The organism is Kluyvera genomosp. 1 (assembly GCF_001266615.1).
GTDB lineage: Bacteria > Pseudomonadota > Gammaproteobacteria > Enterobacterales > Enterobacteriaceae > Kluyvera > Kluyvera cryocrescens_A.
In genome coordinates this window covers 1-19,951 of sequence record NZ_LGHZ01000021.1, presented here as the reverse complement: position 1 = coordinate 19,951, position 19,951 = coordinate 1, and the positions used below count along the sequence as shown (strand labels likewise).

Here is a 19,951-nt window from a genome sequence, read left to right as displayed (position 1 = left end):
TAGGTTATTGCTTATAAGCATAGACGGCCCTTTTATTTTCGCCGGAGATAGCACCCGTCACGCAAAACCCGTATCATTGCGCGCTTTCCGTACGACAAAAGAGATTGCTATGACGCAGACCTATATTCCCGGCAAAGATGCCGCGCTGGAAGATTCCATCGCTCGCTTCCAGCAAAAGCTGCTCGACCTGGGTTTCGATATTGAAGAAGCCTCTTGGTTGAACCCTGTTCCTAACGTCTGGTCGGTGCATATTCGTGATAAGGCATGCTCTTTATGCTTTACCAACGGCAAAGGCGCCACCAAAAAAGCAGCGCTGGCGTCAGCGCTGGGTGAGTACTTTGAACGTCTCTCTACCAACTATTTCTTTGCTGATTTCTGGCTGGGCGATGAAATCGCCAATGGCCCGTTCGTACACTATCCGAACGAGAAATGGTTCCCGCTGACTGAGAACGACGATGTACCAGAAGGTCTGCTCGACGCTCGTTTGCGCGCATTCTACGATCCTGACGATCAACTGACTGCGAGCATGCTGGTCGATCTGCAGTCCGGGAATGACGATCGCGGTGTGTGCGGTCTGCCGTTCACTCGCCAGTCCGACGGCGAAACCATTTATATTCCAATGAACATCGTCGCCAACCTGTATGTTTCCAACGGCATGTCTGCTGGCAACACCCGTAACGAAGCCCGCGTTCAGGGGCTGTCGGAAGTGTTCGAGCGTTATGTCAAAAATCGCATCATCGCGGAGAGCATCAGTCTGCCGGAAATTCCATCCGAAGTGCTGGCTCGTTATCCTGGCGTCGTTGAGTCTATCGCTAAACTGGAGGCCGAAGGCTTCCCAATCTTCGCATACGATGGCTCACTGGGCGGTAAATACCCGGTTATCTGCGTTGTGCTGTTCAACCCAGCGAACGGTACCTGCTTCGCTTCCTTCGGCGCGCACCCAGACTTCGGTGTTGCACTGGAGCGTACCGTTACCGAACTGCTTCAGGGCCGTGGTCTGAAAGACCTCGACGTGTTTACCCCGCCAACCTTCGATGATGAAGAAGTGGCTGAACATACCAACCTGGAAACTCATTTCATCGATTCCAGCGGTTCAATTTCCTGGGATTTGTTCAAGCAGGATGCTGACTATCCATTCGCTGACTGGAGCTTCTCTGGTACTACTGAAGAAGAGTTCGCGACGCTGATGGCTATCTTCAACGCGGAAGATAAAGAAGTGTACATCGCTGACTATGAGCACCTGAGCGTTTACGCTTGCCGCATTATTGTGCCAGGCATGTCCGATATTTATCCTGCGGAAGATCTGTGGCTGGCCAACAACAATATGGGTAGCCACCTGCGCGAAACCATTCTCTCTCTGCCGGGCAGCGAGTGGGAAAAAGAAGAGTACCTGAATCTTATCGAGCAGATCGATGATGAAGGTTTGGACGACTTCACTCGCGTGCGTGAACTGCTGGGTCTGGCGACCGGTTCCGATAACGGCTGGTACACTCTGCGTGTCGGCGAGCTGAAAGCGATGCTGGCGCTGGCGGGCGGCGATCTGGAACAGGCGCTGATCTGGACCGAATGGACCATGGAATTTAACGCCTCGGTCTTCAGCGCAGAACGTGCGAACTACTACCGCTGCCTGCAGACGCTGCTGCTATTGTCTCAGGAAGAAGAGCGCGAACCGCTGCAATACCTCAATGCCTTCGTGCGTATGTACGGTGCTGAAGCTGTAGAAGCCGCCAGTGCGGCCCTGAGTGGTGAAGAGGCCTTCTATGGCCTGCAGCCGGTTGACGGTTCACTGAAAGCCTTCCCTGCACATCAGTCGCTGTTGCAAGCCTACGAAAAACTGCAGCGTGCGAAAGCTGCGTTCTGGGGGAAATAAGTTTTCCCCACAGAAAAAGTAGGTTTTAACCTTTACTCTACGCTATATTACGGGGCCACTTGTTGGCCCCTTTTTTATTTCCGCGCTTCGCTTCAACTCAGTGTGAAAATAAAGTTAAAGATAAGTAAACTCAATTATTAGTAGCTTACTTTTATTGTTAATTTACTTGATCATTACTCCATTTTAATTAACTAGCAAAATGAAGGGTAAAGAAATAATTCAACTGAATTTGCAAATCTTAAAATTTATTTTTATCATTATATTCAATAAATTACCCTGCTTTCGTTGAAAAACCATCCAACTTGCAGGCCTATAAGCCCGGCGGGATATGATCTATATCAATTTCTCATCTATAATGCTTTGTTAGTATCTCGTCGCCGATTAAATAAAAAGAGAGAGTTAGTGTGAAAGCTGACAACCCTTTTGATCTACTTCTCCCTGCTGCAATGGCCAAAGTTGCCGAAGAAGCAGGTGTCTATAAAGCAACCAAACATCCGCTGAAAACCTTTTATCTGGCGATTACTGCGGGCGTCTTCATCTCGATTGCTTTTGTATTTTATATTACAGCCACCACAGGTACAGCTGGCATGCCGTTCGGCATTGCGAAACTGATTGGTGGTATCTGCTTCTCACTAGGCCTCATTCTTTGCGTTATTTGTGGCGCCGACCTCTTTACCTCGACCGTGCTTATCGTTGTTGCGAAAGCCAGCGGCCGAATCACCTGGGGTCAACTGGCGAAAAACTGGCTCAACGTCTATGTTGGTAACCTGGTAGGTTGCCTGCTCTTCGTACTGCTCATGTGGCTGTCCGGTGAATATATGACGGCCAACGGCGGATGGGGGCTAAATGTCCTGCAAACTGCCGATCACAAATTGCATCATACATTTATTGAAGCCGTTGCTCTCGGCATCCTGGCAAACCTGATGGTCTGTCTGGCGGTGTGGATGAGCTACTCTGGCCGCAGCCTGATGGATAAAGCCATGATTATGGTTTTACCGGTTGCCATGTTCGTTGCCAGCGGTTTTGAGCACAGTATCGCAAACATGTTTATGATCCCGATGGGTATCGTAATACGCGATTTTGCTAGCCCGGAATTCTGGACCGCTGTTGGTTCTTCTCCGGAAAATTTCTCTCACCTGACCGTGATGCACTTCATCACCGATAACCTGATTCCCGTGACTATCGGGAACATCATCGGCGGCGGTTTGCTGGTTGGGTTGACATACTGGGTCATTTACCTGCGTGGCGGTGACCGTCATTAATTGACGGCTGCTCCAGGCAGTAAATAAAAGTCCACTTAAGAAGGTAGGTGTTACATGTCCGAACTTAATGAAAAGTTAGCCACAGCCTGGGAAGGTTTTACCAAAGGTGACTGGCAGAATGAAGTAAACTTACGTGACTTCATCCAGAAAAACTACACTCCGTATGAGGGTGACGAGTCCTTCCTGGCTGGCGCAACTGACGCGACCACCAAGCTGTGGGACAACGTTATGGAAGGCGTTAAACTGGAAAACCGCACTCACGCGCCAGTTGATTTTGACACCTCCGTTGCATCTACCATCACTTCCCACGACGCTGGCTACATCAATAAAGCGCTGGAAAAAATTGTTGGTCTGCAAACTGAAGCTCCACTGAAACGTGCGATTATCCCGTTCGGTGGTATTAAAATGGTTGAAGGTTCTTGCAAAGCGTACAATCGCGAGCTGGACCCAATGCTGAAAAAAATCTTCACCGAATATCGCAAAACCCACAACCAGGGCGTCTTCGATGTTTACACCAAAGACATTCTGAACTGCCGTAAATCTGGCGTTCTGACTGGTCTGCCAGATGCGTACGGCCGTGGTCGTATCATCGGTGACTACCGTCGCATCGCGGTGTACGGTATCGACTTCCTGATGAAAGACAAATACGCACAGTTCCTGTCCCTGCAGTCTGACATGGAAAACGGCGTAAACCTGGAAGCGACTATCCGTCTGCGTGAAGAAATCTCCGAACAGCACCGTGCGCTGGGTCAGATCAAAGAGATGGCTGCTAAATACGGCTACGACATCTCCGGTCCTGCTACCAACGCTCAGGAAGCTATTCAGTGGACTTACTTCGGCTACCTGGCTGCGGTTAAATCTCAGAACGGCGCTGCAATGTCCTTCGGTCGTACCTCCAGCTTCCTGGATATCTACATCGAACGTGACCTGAAAGCAGGCAAAATCACTGAACAAGAAGCTCAGGAAATGATTGACCATCTGGTCATGAAACTGCGTATGGTTCGCTTCCTGCGTACTCCTGAGTACGATGAACTGTTCTCCGGTGACCCAATCTGGGCAACTGAATCTATCGGTGGTATGGGCGTTGATGGCCGTACTCTGGTTACCAAAAACAGCTTCCGCTTCCTGAATACCCTGTACACCATGGGTCCTTCTCCAGAGCCGAACATCACCGTTCTGTGGTCTGAAAAACTGCCACTGGCGTTCAAAAAATACGCAGCAAAAGTATCCATCGATACTTCTTCCCTGCAGTATGAGAACGATGACCTGATGCGTCCTGATTTTAACAACGATGACTACGCTATCGCTTGCTGCGTAAGCCCAATGATCGTTGGTAAACAAATGCAGTTCTTCGGTGCTCGTGCAAACCTGGCGAAAACCATGCTGTACGCAATCAACGGCGGCGTTGATGAAAAACTGAAAATGCAGGTTGGTCCTAAAACTGATCCTATCAAAGGCGACGTTCTGAACTTCGACGAAGTTATGGACCGCATGGATCACTTCATGGATTGGCTGGCTAAACAGTATGTCACCGCGCTGAACGTGATTCACTACATGCACGACAAGTACAGCTACGAAGCCTCTCTGATGGCGCTGCACGACCGTGACGTTATCCGCACCATGGCGTGTGGTATCGCAGGTCTGTCCGTTGCTGCTGACTCCCTGTCTGCAATCAAATATGCGAAAGTTAAACCAATTCGTGACGAAGATGGTCTGGCTATCGACTTCGCAATCGAAGGCGAATACCCGCAGTTTGGTAACAACGATGCTCGCGTAGATGACATGGCTGTTGACCTGGTAGAACGTTTCATGAAGAAAATTCAGAAACTGACTACTTACCGTAACGCTATCCCGACTCAGTCTGTTCTGACCATCACCTCTAACGTGGTTTATGGTAAGAAAACCGGTAATACCCCAGACGGTCGTCGTGCTGGCGCGCCATTCGGCCCAGGTGCTAACCCAATGCACGGTCGTGACCAGAAAGGTGCTGTTGCCTCTCTGACCTCCGTTGCGAAACTGCCGTTTGCTTACGCTAAAGATGGTATCTCTTATACCTTCTCTATCGTTCCTAACGCACTGGGTAAAGACGACGACGTTCGTAAAACCAACCTGGCAGGTCTGATGGATGGTTACTTCCACCACGAAGCGTCTATCGAAGGCGGTCAGCACCTGAACGTTAACGTTATGAACCGCGAAATGCTGCTCGACGCGATGGAAAATCCTGAGAAATATCCTCAGCTGACCATCCGCGTATCTGGCTACGCAGTACGTTTTAACTCCCTGACTAAAGAACAGCAGCAGGACGTTATCACTCGTACCTTCACTCAATCTATCTAATAGATTTGACTGAAATCGCGATTAAAAACGCGTAAAATAAAGGCTCCACCTCGGTGGGGCCTTTCTTATAACCTACTCACGCTGAGTGGATTTTGCCTGCTGACTTCTATAATGAGGTTAACACGCAAAATAAACTCGACGCGGCTTTATAACCGTGCTCGCAAACCTGGCTGGAAGCCGGGAAGAACTGGAGATAACACCGCAATGTCTGTAATTGGTCGTATTCACTCCTTTGAGTCCTGTGGCACCGTTGATGGCCCAGGCATCCGCTTTATTACCTTCTTCCAGGGCTGCCTGATGCGCTGCCTTTACTGCCACAACCGCGATACGTGGGATACACATGGCGGTAAAGAGATTACTGTTGAAGAACTGATGAAAGAAGTGGTGACCTATCGCCACTTTATGAATGCATCCGGTGGTGGCGTAACCGCATCCGGCGGTGAAGCCATTCTTCAAGCTGAGTTCGTCCGCGACTGGTTCCGCGCCTGTCATAAAGAAGGTATACACACCTGTCTCGATACTAACGGTTTCGTTCGTCGCTACGATCCAGTCATTGATGAACTGCTGGAAGTGACCGACCTGGTCATGCTCGATCTCAAGCAGATGAATGACGATATTCACCAGAATCTGGTGGGTGTCTCCAACCATCGTACGCTGGAGTTTGCCAAGTATCTGTCGAAGAAAGACATTAAGGTCTGGATCCGCTACGTCGTGGTGCCTGGCTGGTCAGACGATGACGATTCTGCCCATCGCTTGGGTGAGTTTACCCGCGATATGGGCAACGTTGAGAAAATCGAACTGCTGCCTTACCACGAACTGGGCAAACACAAGTGGGTAGCGATGGGTGAAGAGTACAAACTAGACGGCGTTCATCCGCCAAAGAAAGAGACCATGGAACGTGTGAAAGGTATCCTCGAGCAGTACGGTCATAAGGTGATGTACTAAGCTCCCTGCCTATTATTAAGAACCCGGCATAACGCCGGGTTCTCTGTTTTTAGCGCTTACGTGCCAATAAAGGGAAAATCAGTCCTAATCCTATCAGTACAAACGGCATGGCAACATTGAGCGACAGCTGGAAGATCCACTCCGGCGTGAAGGCGGCCATTTTCGGGAAGATCCCCGTTATGCAGGCAAAGGCGGTAAACAAGAAGCACCATATGCCGACGGTCATCGCAAGCGAACGATTACGAATAAAGACATACTCTGAACGGTATTTCTGCCCCAGACGAATCACCGCAATAAAAGCGATAAACACCCACAGGTAGCGCAGCGGCATCACCACCGAGTTGAGATTCAGTAGCCACTTGTAGAGATTATTCATATCACCGATACCCAGCGTCGGCAGCATGATGAGTAGCGCAACCAGCACCAGCGTCAACAAGTAACCATTCACCGGCGTTCCCGACGCATTAGTCCGACACAGTTTTTCTGGGATATAGCGGCTATCAGCATCGCTTAGCAAAACTTTCAGTGGTGCATCGATAGAAAACACCAGCGCCGCAATCTGTCCCAGGGTGTTTGCAACAGCATAGATAACCATGAGCGTATTGCCCATGTGGTAGTACTCGCCCAACCGCTGGAACGCGTAATACTGACCGTTTGCCATCAGATCATCTGGAATATTATTGGAATCAAACATCATCCCCATTGCCAGTGAGCCAAGAATGGCACATAGCGCCACCATCACCGCGAGAAAAATCATCCCCCGCGGAAACTCTTTACCCGGATTACGGGTGTTATTCACGTAAGGTGAGATTTTTTCCGCACCGCCAACAGCAAACACCAGCATCGAAATCGTCGTGATATAGGTGAAATCAATATGCGGAATGAACGTCCGCCAGGTAATATTGGTGGTCGCGATGGTCACTTCAGTAATCGCTGGGGCAGTCACCGCCATTACAACGAACAATAACGACATAATGAACATAGCGATGCCGGCAATAGAACCCACCAGCTTGAGTGACTTCATTCCTCTGGATGCCACCCACATGAAGAAAATAAACAGCGCTAATGTAAAGCCTTGCAACGCCACAACACCATATTCAGTGATCAGCGAACCGTTACCCTTAATTGCCCATCCCAGCGCTATCAGAATTGCCTGCGGCTTCTGCGCCAGATACGGAATATGTACCACCCAATAGGTCCATGCCGCCAAATAGGCCAATCCTGGCCCCATGGTATTTTTAATCCAGGTACTCACCCCACCCTTGCCGTCTTTGAAAGTCGAGCCAAGCTGGCCAACAATCAGCGCGTAAGGCGTAAAATAGAGAGCAAAGATAAAAATCCATGAAACAACAACAACCAGACCTTGGTTAGCGTAGTTATTAACAACGTTACCAAAGCCCCAAACCGTAATGAACGACATCAGCGCGATGTTGTACCATCGCAGCTGTTTATCCTGACCGCTTGCCATAAATTCCGTTCCTTGAATGCTATTATTCGCGAATGCGTTTTTTAGACGGATGATTATGCGAGCGCAGTAAGGAAAAGGATAATGCCATGGGGCAAAATTCCAATATCACGCACATTAAATAGGGTTAATGATGTTGAACTAAGAATGTTATAAGTTCGCCCGATCGGTGCATCGCATCACCAGATACGTATAGTGGCAATAAGTGGAGAGGCGCGTTGTCAGGCTGACAACGCGCATGGAATATCAGGCGTGGGCAACAGGCGTTGGATGATGACCGGCTTTGCGCAGAAGCATCATAAGGTATACAAATGATACGCCGGCTATCATGATAAACAGCAGGTTATCAGAATAGTTTTGCATCAACATGGCGGTAAACGTTGGGCCAAGCAGGCTGCCAATCGTGTAGCTCAACAACAGCGCCTGGTTCATGGCCACCAGCTGATGGTGCTCTACTTTTTCGCAAGCCCAGGCCATGGCAACCGGATACAGCGTGAAACCAGCAGCACCAAGAATAAACAGCGCCGGCGCCATCATCGCCTGATTGAGCATCGCGATGCAGCCAAGGATCACCACAAACACCTGCACACGCAGTACCAGCAGGCGACCGTAACGGTCTGCCAGACGGCCAATCGGCCACTGCCCCAGAATACCGGCGCTGACCATCACCGCCATCCAGAAACCAATCCCTGAATCACTCACACCGCGGTGGTTAAGATACAGCGGCATCAGACCATACAGCGACCCCAGCACAATACCTGAAATAATACAGCCATTGACGCCCAAACGCGCCTGCCGCAGTTTGAACATTGGCCAGACACGCGTCGTGCCGTCCTGCGGTTCGCTCTGCTGGTTCAGAATACGGGTGAACAGCAAAGGCAGAATCCCGGCCAATACGACCCCAGTCATCAACGGCAAAATGGTCGCCATATCAGTCGGCAGCTTGCTAACGATAAGCTGACCCAGCACGGTGCCGATATAGTACATCATCATATATGCAGCCAGCAGACGCCCACGGTTACGTGACGTCCCGCTACACATCAGCGCGCTTTCTACCACCACCCAGATCATGGCACAGCCAACACCTGCGATGAAGCGCCAGAACATCCAGCTCCAGAAGCCCACCATAAAGCCCAGCCCTACACAGCCAGCGGCAAAGATAAGCGAAGCAATGTAATAGCTGAAGTTGAATCCCAGCCGCTTAATCAGACGTCCGGTCAGCATAGTACCGACCAGGTTACCGGTAAAATAGGACGAGCCGACCATCCCCACCTGCCAGGTAGGCAGATTTTCATGGGCGAGCCAGAGCGGGACGAGCGTGTTTAATACCGCGATCGCCAGCGTCAATAAAAGTAAGCCACAGAGCAATAACAGCACTGGGCGAGTATAGGTGGACATGGGCTACAAACCGTGAGGATAGACAGATTTCGAGCGCATCATGCCACTGCCAAAAACATTGTCAATCCACCTGATTACGGCCAATACGCGCTTTCTGATGCCACGATTGATGTTTCTTATTCAGCGCGAGGGCACAAAATCATTAGATAAATCTATTTGTTTGTTTTTATTGAGAAATAGACAAAATAGCAAGAAGAGGTTCGGTCGAAAAAATTCATGAACAAAAAGTGCCAGGGCGAGGTCGCCCTGGCAGCTTACTTTACTTAGCTGGCAACCGCCATTCCGACGGTCATATGCAGACCGTAGAACACACCGCGGCCAATGAGCTCTCCGATAAGTACCAGCACAAAGGCCAGGCTGAGCAGCGGCAGCGCGGGCTGATAGCCCTTCAGCTGCGGAGCCACCCAGCACACCAGTGCCAGCACGATAGCCGCAATACGCCACGCCATCAGCGAGCCGTAGTCCGGTACCAGCGCCGAAGCCTGCTGGATGGAGCTGTGAATGGAGGCCAATTCAACGCCCTGCATCAGCACCACCACCACGCTCACCGCCAGCGCCGCAAGACTAATAACCGGCAGCAGACGCAGCGCCCAGCCCTGCACACCCGACCAGCACAGCAGCAAGTAACCCAGCAGCGGGCCACCGATAAACAGCGTCAGGAAGAAGCTCAGCGGCGTCCAGATGCTGTACCAGGTTGGTACGGTATCGATAGTGTTGTACACCCGCACCATCATCCACACGAACACCACGCCCAGCACCATCGTCACCACCAGCCATACGCTACGCAATGCGCACGACAGCTTATTGGTGACTGCCAGCAGCCAGCCAATTCCACCCACCGCAAAGAAGATGGCGCCACTGGCGATTTCGTTACTCAGCGAGGAAGCCCCTACGCGATTCAGCGAGTTAAACGCGCGCATCGGCGAACCGAGGTGTAGCGTCGAGGCGATAAAACCAATGCCCATCAGCACCCACAGCGCAAACATACTCAGCACTACGCGCTGCTGTTGCTCACGCGGCAACTGACCTTTCATCAGTGCCAGCGCCAGAACGATAAAACCACCGGCAACGCACTGCCCAAAGACCGTGAAGATCATCAGCGGCCATTCATGCCATCCACTTCCCATCTCACACCTCCTTCGGGTTGGCCAGATAGCCGGTTGTGTCACCGCACGGACGTGCGTTGGCGTTAGGCTTAATCACGATACTTGGCTTAGTAAAGTGCGCAGAAGGCAGCGGGGCCACCGCAGCCAGCTGGCCGTGCTTCTGGCGCAACTCTTCAATCGGGCCGAAGTCCAGCGCGCGCAGCGGACAGGATTCCACACAGATCGGTTTCTTGCCGTCGGCCACACGTTCGTGGCAGCCGTCGCATTTGGTCATGTGACCTTTGGCGGCGTTGTACTGCGGCGCACCGTATGGACAGGCCATATGGCAGTAGCGGCAGCCGATGCAGACATCTTCGTCAACAACCACAAAGCCATCTTCACGCTTGTGCATCGCACCGCTCGGGCAGACCTTGGTACAGGCCGGATCTTCACAGTGGTTACATGCAATCGACAGGTAATAAGCAAAGACGTTCTGGTTCCAGACGCCGTTGTCTTCCTGCCAGTCACCGCCCGCGTATTCGTAAATACGGCGGAAGCTGACGTCCGGGGTTAAGTTCTTGTAATCTTTACAGGCCAGCTCGCAGGTTTTACAACCGGTGCAGCGGGCGGAGTCAATAAAAAAGCCATATTGGGTGGTCATCAGTTACTCCTTACACCTTCTCAACCTGGACGAGATTCGTGTGCGATGGGTTACCCTTCGCCAACGGCGATGGGCGCTGGGTAGTCAGCACGTTGATAGAGCCGGCCTGATCGATACGACCCGCATCCGGGTTGTACCAGGCGCCCTCACCCAACGCGACGATGCCCGGCATCATGCGCGGTGTAACCTTGGCTTCAATATGCACTTCACCACGGTCGTTGAAGATACGAATACGATCGCCATTCGCAATGCCGCGTTTCTTCGCATCCAGCGGGTTGATCCACATTTCCTGACGGCACGCCGCCTGCAGTACATCGACGTTACCGTAGGTTGAGTGAACGCGAGACTTATAGTGGAAACCCGTCAGCTGCAGCGGATACTTCCCGGCAAGCGGATCGTTGTAGTTTTCGAAACCTGGCGTATAGATCGGCAACGGATCGATAACATCACCTTCCGCCAGCTCCCAGGTCGCGGCGATTTTCGCCAACTCCTGCGAATAGATTTCAATTTTCCCCGACGGCGTCGTCAGCGGATTCGCCTGTGGATTTTCACGGAATGCTTTGTAGGCTACGTGATGCCCTTCCGGGTCGCGTTGCTTAAAGATGCCTTGCTTACGGAAGGTGTCGAAATCTGGCAGCTCAGGTACGGTCTGGCGAGAGATTTCATACAGGTGGCGCATCCAGCCTTCCTGGGTCCTTCCCTCAGTAAATTTCTGCTCCACACCCATGCGTTTCGCCAGCTCGGTCGTCATGTCATAAATCGTTTTGCATTCAAAGCGAGGTTTGATGACCTGATCGGTGAAGATAACGTAGGACATGTTGCCGCAGGAAGCATCAAGCGCGAAGTCCATCTGTTCGGATGCGGTGCAGTCCGGCAGCAGAATATCGGCATATTTCGCCGACGACGTCATGTGGCAGTCAATCACCACAATCATTTCGCACTTCTTATCATCCTGCAAAATTTCATGGGTACGGTTGATTTCAGAATGCTGGTTAATCAGACAGTTACCGGCATAGTTCCAGATCATTTTGATCGGTACATCCAGTTTGTCTTTCCCACGAACACCGTCGCGCAGTGCGGTCATTTCCGGGCCGCGTACGATCGCATCAGTCCACATAAACATGGAAATGCTGGTTTCAATTGGGTTTTCCAGCGTCGGCATACGCTCGAATGGCACTTCATAGGAACCTTCGCGTGCACCGCTGTTGCCACCATGAATCCCGACGTTGCCCGTCAGAATTGACAGCATCGAAATAGCACGGGTAGCAATTTCACCGTTAGCGTGGCGTTGTGGTCCCCAACCCTGAGAGATATAGGCCGGTTTGGCACTGCCGATTTCACGCGCCAGCTTCACGATACGATCAACAGGAATCCCGGTGATCGTAGAAGCCCACTCCGGCGTTTTCGCCGTGGCGTCGCTGCCCTGGCCCAGGATATAGGCCTTATAGTGACCGTTCGCCGGAGCACCTTCAGGCAACGTTTTCTCGTCGTAGCCCACGCAATATTTATCGAGGAACGGCTGGTCGACCATGTTTTCCGTGATCATTACCCACGCCAACGCAGAGACCAGCGCAGCATCGGTACCCGGACGAATAGGGATCCATTCATCTTCGCGGCCCGCACCGGTATCGGTATAACGAGGATCGACGATGATCATGCGTGCGTTGGATTTTTGCCGCGCCTGTTCCAGATAGTAGGTCACCCCGCCGCCGCTCATACGCGTCTCGCCAGGGTTATTACCAAACAGAACGACCAGTTTGCTGTTTTCAATATCGGACGGGCTATTGCCATCAGCCCAGCCACCATAGGTGTAGTTCAGACCTGCGGCAATCTGCGCGGAGGAGTAGTCGCCGTAGTGGTTCAGATAGCCACCGCAGCAGTTCATGAGGCGTGCAATCAGCGTACTTCCCGGCGGCCACGAGCGGGTCATGGTTCCGCCCAGCGTACCGGTACCGTAGTTGAGATAAATCGACTCGTTACCGTAATCTTTGATTAAGCGCTTCATATTGTCGGTAATGAGGTCGAAAGCTTCTTCCCAGCTAATGCGCTCGAATTTGCCTTCCCCGCGCTTACCCACGCGCTTCATCGGATACTTCAGACGGTCTGGGTTATAGACACGACGGCGCATGGAACGGCCGCGCAGACAGGCACGAACCTGATGGAGACCTTCATAGTCATCATCACCAGTGTTGTCGGTCTCAACATACTTAATCTCACCGTCGACAACATGCATGCGCAGCGGGCAGCGGCTGCCGCAGTTTACCGTACAAGCGCTCCAGGTAATGCGTTCAGCAGCGGTCGCTGGGGCAATTGCGTCGGCGGCGCTGACAATACGGCTGAACGGAAGCGTTAACGCGCTGCTGGCCATCGCCAGTCCGCCTATCGCCGTAGTTTTCATCAAACCACGGCGGCTGACCTCGGCTGCCAGTAAAGCATCGGGGGTTTCAGTTTTCATGGATACTCACTTCGTTGCTGACATTGAAAACACTAATCGCTATATAGTTATTTATATAACGAAATTCTGTTATTGTAGTTTTATATGCTGGTAGTACTTAGAAGGGAGTATTAAACGTTCTGTCAGGAGAGGTATTGTTCGGTATCAATGTCAGACATAAAAAAAGCGCCTTGCGGCGCTTTTTTCGACATGGTTAGAATTAACCAATATATTCCAGACCATTCATATAAGGACGCAGTACCGCAGGAACTTCAATGCGGCCGTCTGCCTGCTGGTAGTTTTCCAGCACGGCAACCAGCGTACGCCCTACCGCCAGTCCAGACCCGTTCAGGGTGTGAACCAGACGCGTTTTCTTGTCAGACTTGCTGCGACAGCGAGCCTGCATGCGACGCGCCTGGAAATCCCAGACGTTAGAGCATGAAGAGATTTCACGATAGGTATTCTGCGCAGGCACCCAAACTTCGAGGTCATAGGTTTTGCATGCGCTAAAGCCCATATCGCCGGTGCATAGAATAATTTTACGGTAAGGAAGGCCCAGTAACTGCAGCACTTTTTCCGCGTGTCCAGTCATCTCTTCCAGCGCCGCCATGGAATCTTCCGGACGAACGATCTGTACCATTTCAACTTTGTCGAACTGGTGCATACGGATCAGGCCACGGGTATCACGACCGTAAGAACCCGCTTCGGAGCGGAAGCACGGCGTATGTGCAGTCATTTTGATAGGCAGATCGTCTTCGTCGATGATTTCATCGCGAACCAGGTTAGTTAGCGGCACTTCCGCCGTCGGGATCAGCGCATAGTTGCTGCTGTCAGACTCTTCTTCCAGTGGACGAGTATGGAACAGGTCGCCGGCGAATTTAGGCAGTTGCCCGGTACCGTAGAGAGTATCGTGGTTAACCAGGTAAGGTACATAGTTTTCGCTATAGCCATGCTGTTCGGTGTGCAGATCCAGCATGAACTGCGACAATGCGCGGTGCATACGGGCGATCTGGCCTTTCATCACCACAAAACGTGAACCGGTCAGTTTAACCGCCGCGGCAAAATCCAGGCCGCTGTGCATTTCACCCAGCGTCACGTGGTCGCGAACTTCAAAGTCAAATTCACGCGGGGTACCCCAGCGGCTGACTTCAACGTTGTCGTTTTCATCTCTACCGACCGGAGCATCGTCGTGAGGAACGTTCGGAATCGCCAGCGCGATATCACGAATTTCAGCCAGCAGAACGTCCAGTTCAGATTTTGCGGCATCAAGTTGTTCGCCAAGCTTGTTCACTTCCAGGCGTAAAGGCTCAATGTCTTCCCCGCGTGCTTTCGCCTGGCCGATGGATTTCGATCGCGAGTTACGCTCTGCCTGCAGATTTTCAGTTTCTACCTGCAGTACTTTACGACGCTCTTCAAGAGCGCGAAGTTTATCTACATCCAGCTTATAGCCCCGGCGTGCCAGTTTTTCTGCGACTGCGTCTGGCTCTGTGCGCAGCAGATTGGGATCGAGCATGCTTATCCTATGCTTATCGAATTGAAAGTGGAGTATGCGACCGCAGCCCGCGGTCGCAGAGGTACATTGACAACATTACCGCAACGCCTGCGCTAGCGGTAGCGTTTTGTGCGGCTATTTTGATCCTGTTCAGCGAGCCAGGCGAGCTTTTCGCCAATCTTGCCTTCAAGACCCCGATTCGTTGGACGATAGTAGCGAGTTTGCGCCATTTCGCTGGGGAAATACTCTTCTCCCGCCGCATAGGCATTTGGCTCATCGTGGGCATAGCGGTATTCCTGCCCATAGCCCATCTCTTTCATCAGTTTGGTCGGCGCATTACGCAAATGTTCCGGCACGTCGTAATCCGGACGTTCTCGGGCATCGGCCATTGCCGCTTTAAATGCGGTATAAACTGCGTTACTTTTCGGCGCACAGGCCAAATAAACAATCGCCTGGGCGATTGCCCGTTCCCCTTCAGCAGGACCGACGCGGGTAAAACAATCCCAGGCGGAAATAGCCACCTGCATCGCTCGCGGATCGGCATTACCCACATCTTCTGAAGCAATCGCCAGACAGCGTCGTGCAACGTAGAGCGGATCGCCGCCGGCGGTGATAATGCGTGCATACCAATAAAGGGCTGCATCAGGCGCACTGCCGCGTACCGATTTGTGCAGTGCAGAAATCAGGTCATAGAAGCGATCGCCTTTGTTATCAAAACGCGCGCTGCGCTCACCGGCAATTTCCGTCAGCAGCTGCGGCTGCAACACGCGCTTGCCGCTGGCATCAAGCTCCGCCATGTCGGCCATCATTTCCAGCGTGTTGAGGGCCCTTCTGGCATCGCCGTTCACTAACTCAGCAATAGCAAGACGCGTTTCATCCGGTAGGACAATATCCTGGCCGCCATACCCACGTTCTTTGTCTTCCATTGCCTGAGTCAAAACCTGCTCGATGTCTTCGGTCGTGAGGGACTTCAGCAGGTAAACTCGAGCGCGGGAGAGCAGCGCCGAGTTGAGTTCAAACGATGGGTTTTCGGTGGTTGCGCCGATAAAGGTAATAGTGCCGTCTTCAATATGCGGAAGAAAGGCGTCCTGTTGGCTTTTGTTAAAGCGGTGGACTTCGTCAACGAACAAGATGGTACGCCGGCCAGCGTTGCGATTCTGCCGGGCGCGCTCGATAGCCTCGCGGATCTCTTTTACCCCAGAGGTGACCGCGGAGATCCTTTCTACGTCAGCGTTAGCATAGCGGCCAATCACTTCCGCCAGCGTGGTTTTACCGGTGCCCGGAGGCCCCCAGAGGATCATCGAATGCAGATGTCCGGCTTCGATGGCTCGCGGCAGCGGCTTACCGGCGGCCAACAGATGCTGCTGGCCGATATACTGCGCTAAATTTTCTGGCCGCATACGCGCGGCCAGAGGTTGGAAAGTATTATCGGAAAAATCGAGCGACAAATTGCCCACGCATGCCTCTTACTTACGCTGATCGTCCACCGTCACGCCCTGCGGCGGTGTAAAGGTGAATTTAGATGCGTCAACCGCGCCGTTCTGCTGCGTTTTCAGCTGATAGCTGCTGCGCTGATCGTCCTGCTCAATGGCGCTAAACTGATGGATGGTGCCGTCACGACCAACGTTAATGGTGAATTTCTTCAGGTTGCCATTGTTGCCGCGCGGAGTCAGAACGAAATCATCACCGGTCTGCTGAATGTTGTACTGTTGCCAGTCACTGGCCTGGTTACGAGCAATCAGCATAAACGGCGTATTGCCGGTCGCATCTTTCAGCCAGGTAGCAGTAGCCTGCTCGACAAATGGATTGTAGAACCACAGGGTTTTACCGTCAGAAACCAAAACACTTTCATCCGGCTGGGTCATATGCCAGTTAAACAGATTCGGGCGTTTAACCCACAGATCGCCCTGACCATCCTGTACCGCATTACCGCTACCGTCAGTCACTTTCTGGGTAAAACTCGCATGGAAGCTGCTCACTTTGTCCAGACGAGATTTCAGGTCACCGGCGGCATCAGCCCAAACGCTGCTAACAACAAAGCTGGAAAGTAATGCACACGTGATCGCGAACTTTTTCATTGTTAATCCTTAAATAGCCTCATGCTCCCGCCAGGAGAGCTTCTGTCACCCACTCTATGACGCCATTTCGCGAGGTGACAGAAGAAAATGCTTAATTTTGACTTATTTACCCATCTTTGCAATCAGTCGAACGGCGGCGGTGCCAGTACTTCACGGTTGCCGTTGTGCCCCTGCTCGCTCACGATGCCCTGCGCTTCCATCTGTTCGATGATTCGCGCCGCGCGGTTGTAGCCAATGCGGAACTGACGCTGAACGCCAGAAATTGACGCTTTACGCTTCTGGGTAACAAAATTCACCGCTTGATCGAATAAAGGATCCAGCTCCTCGCCACCGTCAAAACCTGCAGCGCCGCCTTCACTTTCCGTATCGGAGGTGATGCCATCAACATACTGCGGACGACCACGCGCTTTCCAGTCTTGAACCACAGCGTGAACTTCCTGGTCGCGAACGAATGCACCGTGGACACGTACCGGGTTATTCGAGTTTGGACCGGCATAAAGCATGTCGCCCATGCCCAGCAGGGACTCTGCACCGCCCTGATCGAGAATCGTGCGAGAGTCAATTTTACTGGAAACCGTAAAGGCAATACGCGTCGGGATATTGGCCTTAATAAGACCGGTAATCACATCCACCGACGGACGTTGAGTCGCCAGTACCAGGTGAATCCCTGCGGCACGCGCTTTCTGCGCCAGTCGCGCAATAAGCTCTTCGACTTTTTTACCGACGGTCATCATCAAGTCAGCAAATTCATCAACCAGCACCACAATATACGGCAGTTTTTCCAGTACCGGATGGGTAGCATCCATACTGTCACCAGGCTTCCAGTATGGGTCCGGAATTGGACGTCCCATACGAGCCGCTTCGGCAATCTTATCGTTATAGCCAGCCAGATTACGCACGCCCAAAGCGGACATCAGCTTGTAGCGACGCTCCATCTCGTTGACGCTCCAGCGCAAGGCGTTGGCAGCATCCTTCATATCGGTTACTACTTCCGTCAACAGATGTGGAATGCCTTCGTAGACCGAGAGTTCCAACATCTTCGGATCGATCATGATGAAGCGAACATCTTCCGGCTGCGCTTTATACAGCATGCTGAGGATCATGGCGTTCACGCCAACCGACTTACCAGAACCGGTGGTACCCGCAACCAGCAGGTGCGGCATTTTAGCCAGATCGGCAACAACCGGTTCACCGGCAATATCTTTACCCAGTACCACGGTCAGCGGTGATGGGTTATCACGGAATTTATCGCAGTCCAGCACTTCGCGGAGGTAGACGGTCTGACGTTTTTTATTCGGCAGTTCCAGACCCACGTACGGTTTACCCGGGATCACTTCCACCACGCGTACGGCAACGGTTGATAGCGAACGCGCCAGGTCGCGCGACAGGTTAGAGATTCGTGCAGCCTTAACGCCAGGCGCCAGATTCAACTCAAAACGCGTGATCACGGGGCCTGGAGAGTAGTTAACCACATCCGCTTTAATGCGGTAGTCGGCCAGGCGGGTTTCAACCAGACGCGCCATTTGCTCCAGTGCGAAGGTGTCGACCGGCTCAACTTCCGTTGGAGGAGGCGTTAAAAGATCGAGCGACGGCAGTGGCGTTGTTGGCTTTTGCAGCGGACGATCGTCACCATTACGCATCAGCAGAGGGTGAATTAAACTTTCCTGCGGTGGCGTAACAGGCTGCTGTTGCGGCTGCGCATACTGCGGTGGCTGCTGCTGCACCGTTGCCTGCGGTTGCGCGTACTGCGGCGGTTGAGCAACCGGCTGCTGAACCGGTGCCTGCGACTGCGCATATTGCGATGGCTGCGCAGCATGCTGCGGCTGATGGTAGCCTTGGGCATGCTGAGGCGGCTGCTGCTGATAGTGTTGCTGCGGCTGTGCAGGTTCCGGCATCACGCCTGGTGTAAACAGCGGCGCTTTCGGCGTGTCATCAACCAGCGTTTTCATCGGCGAGAATTCATAATCCTCAGCGGAGAATGGGCGTGCCCCCTGCGGCTGCTCGCTGGAATAGCGAGTCTGCTGTGAAGCGGCAAACTGGCGGGCCAGTTCGGCTTCCGCTGCGGTATCTGCATCCTCTTCTTCACCAATTTCATCATCATTAAGATGATTTTCGCCGTAGCGAGACTGTTGAGACGCGGCAAATTGACGGGCCAGCGCATCCTGATGCAGGGCTTCAGCATCATCGTCTATGAGATTATCAGCGTCTTCATGCTGATAATTTTCGGCTTCTCGCGCTGCGCGCTCTTCTGCCATGCGCTGCGAAGGCAGTTTAATGCCATAAGATGCCAGTTCACGGCGCGTTGGGACACGTACGCGGTTCGGTGGTGGCAGTTTCGGGCCTATGCCCTCTTTCACCTGCGGACGAGGGCCATCAGCTGGACTAAATAACGGTGCTGATGCGGCTGCCGCGGCTGCGGCCACGCCTGTAGCAGCAGATGCATGACGGACGCTTGCTGCGACCGGTGCAACGGCAGCCGTAGGTTCAGGTACGGAGACCGAAGCAGTTGTCGAGGGGAAGACACCACGTTGTTCAACCGGTGCTAATGGTTCAGGGATAGGCTGATACCAAGCCTCCAGTTGCTCGCGTTCACGCGCCCGCTTCTCTTCCACCTCTTCAAAATAGTAAAGCGGTGGACGGTGAGCGGGTTTAATTTCTTCTTCTACAGCCGGTTCTGGCTCAGCGGTATGTGTTGGTGCGATCGGATCCTGAGCAGCATACGGTGGCTCATACGCAGGAATTTCTGGCTGAGCGTGCTGAGGTTCCTGATAAGCCGGCTGTTCGTAGGCTGGCTGCTGCGGCTGTGCGTACTGCTGCTGCTCGTAAGCGGGCTGCTGTGGCTGTGCGTACTGCGGCTGCTCGTAAGCGGGCTGCTGTGGCTGTGCGTACTGCGGCTGCTCGTAAGCGGGCTGCTGTGGCTCTGT

At 52.6% G+C, this 19,951-nt stretch carries 13 protein-coding genes; 4 read left to right on the top strand and 9 right to left on the bottom strand.

What is annotated here, in order from left to right; genetic code table 11:
* The first annotated feature begins 109 nt into the window (after positions 1-109).
* The 4 genes from ycaO to pflA all read left to right on the top strand — a co-directional run bounded on the left by ycaO (position 110) and on the right by pflA (position 6,414).
* Complete coding sequence (ycaO, locus tag KP80_RS12775; RefSeq protein ID WP_052284028.1) at positions 110-1,870, top strand: 30S ribosomal protein S12 methylthiotransferase accessory factor YcaO; 1,761 nt, start codon at positions 110-112, stop codon at positions 1,868-1,870.
* A gap of 404 nt (positions 1,871-2,274) precedes the next feature.
* Positions 2,275-3,132 carry a formate transporter FocA gene (gene focA, locus KP80_RS12770; protein WP_052284027.1) on the top strand — a complete coding sequence of 286 codons (858 nt, stop codon included), beginning with the start codon at positions 2,275-2,277 and terminating at the stop codon, positions 3,130-3,132.
* A 54-nt stretch (positions 3,133-3,186) separates the two neighbouring features.
* On the top strand, positions 3,187-5,469 hold the full coding sequence (gene pflB / locus KP80_RS12765; RefSeq protein WP_052284026.1) for a formate C-acetyltransferase: 2,283 nt from the start codon (positions 3,187-3,189) through the stop codon (positions 5,467-5,469).
* A 204-nt stretch (positions 5,470-5,673) separates the two neighbouring features.
* The gene (gene pflA, locus KP80_RS12760) at positions 5,674-6,414 is read left to right on the top strand and encodes a pyruvate formate lyase 1-activating protein (protein ID WP_052284025.1); all 741 of its coding nucleotides are present in this window, start codon (positions 5,674-5,676) and stop codon (positions 6,412-6,414) included.
* Between the two features lie 49 nt (positions 6,415-6,463).
* On the opposite strand, the gene KP80_RS12755 is transcribed toward pflA, so the two are convergent.
* From KP80_RS12755 to ftsK, 9 genes are all read right to left on the bottom strand, one after another.
* Positions 6,464-7,882, bottom strand: a complete 1,419-nt coding sequence (locus KP80_RS12755; protein ID WP_052284024.1) for an APC family permease — start codon at positions 7,880-7,882, stop codon at positions 6,464-6,466.
* 243 nt (positions 7,883-8,125) lie between these two features.
* Positions 8,126-9,277, bottom strand: coding sequence for an MFS transporter (locus tag KP80_RS12750; protein ID WP_052284023.1), 1,152 nt, complete (start codon positions 9,275-9,277; stop codon positions 8,126-8,128).
* A gap of 263 nt (positions 9,278-9,540) precedes the next feature.
* A complete protein-coding gene (locus KP80_RS12745; RefSeq protein ID WP_052284022.1) occupies positions 9,541-10,404 on the bottom strand; it encodes a dimethyl sulfoxide reductase anchor subunit family protein in 864 nt (287 codons plus the stop codon).
* A 1-nt stretch (position 10,405) separates the two neighbouring features.
* Positions 10,406-11,023, bottom strand: a complete 618-nt coding sequence (locus tag KP80_RS12740; protein WP_052284021.1) for a DMSO/selenate family reductase complex B subunit — start codon at positions 11,021-11,023, stop codon at positions 10,406-10,408.
* A gap of 10 nt (positions 11,024-11,033) precedes the next feature.
* On the bottom strand, positions 11,034-13,478 hold the full coding sequence (gene dmsA / locus KP80_RS12735) for a dimethylsulfoxide reductase subunit A (RefSeq protein WP_052284020.1): 2,445 nt from the start codon (positions 13,476-13,478) through the stop codon (positions 11,034-11,036).
* 199 nt (positions 13,479-13,677) lie between these two features.
* Positions 13,678-14,970: a serine--tRNA ligase gene (gene serS, locus KP80_RS12730; RefSeq protein WP_052284019.1), complete on the bottom strand. Its 1,293-nt coding sequence runs from the start codon at positions 14,968-14,970 to the stop codon at positions 13,678-13,680.
* 92 nt (positions 14,971-15,062) lie between these two features.
* Positions 15,063-16,406, bottom strand: a complete 1,344-nt coding sequence (rarA, locus tag KP80_RS12725; protein WP_052284018.1) for a replication-associated recombination protein RarA — start codon at positions 16,404-16,406, stop codon at positions 15,063-15,065.
* A 9-nt stretch (positions 16,407-16,415) separates the two neighbouring features.
* Entirely contained in the window at positions 16,416-17,027 is a 612-nt protein-coding gene (lolA, locus tag KP80_RS12720; RefSeq protein WP_052284017.1) for an outer membrane lipoprotein chaperone LolA, read from the bottom strand.
* 122 nt (positions 17,028-17,149) lie between these two features.
* Positions 17,150-19,951 (bottom strand): DNA translocase FtsK (ftsK, locus tag KP80_RS12715; RefSeq protein ID WP_052284016.1); only part of this gene is annotated, 2,802 nt, incomplete at its 5' end.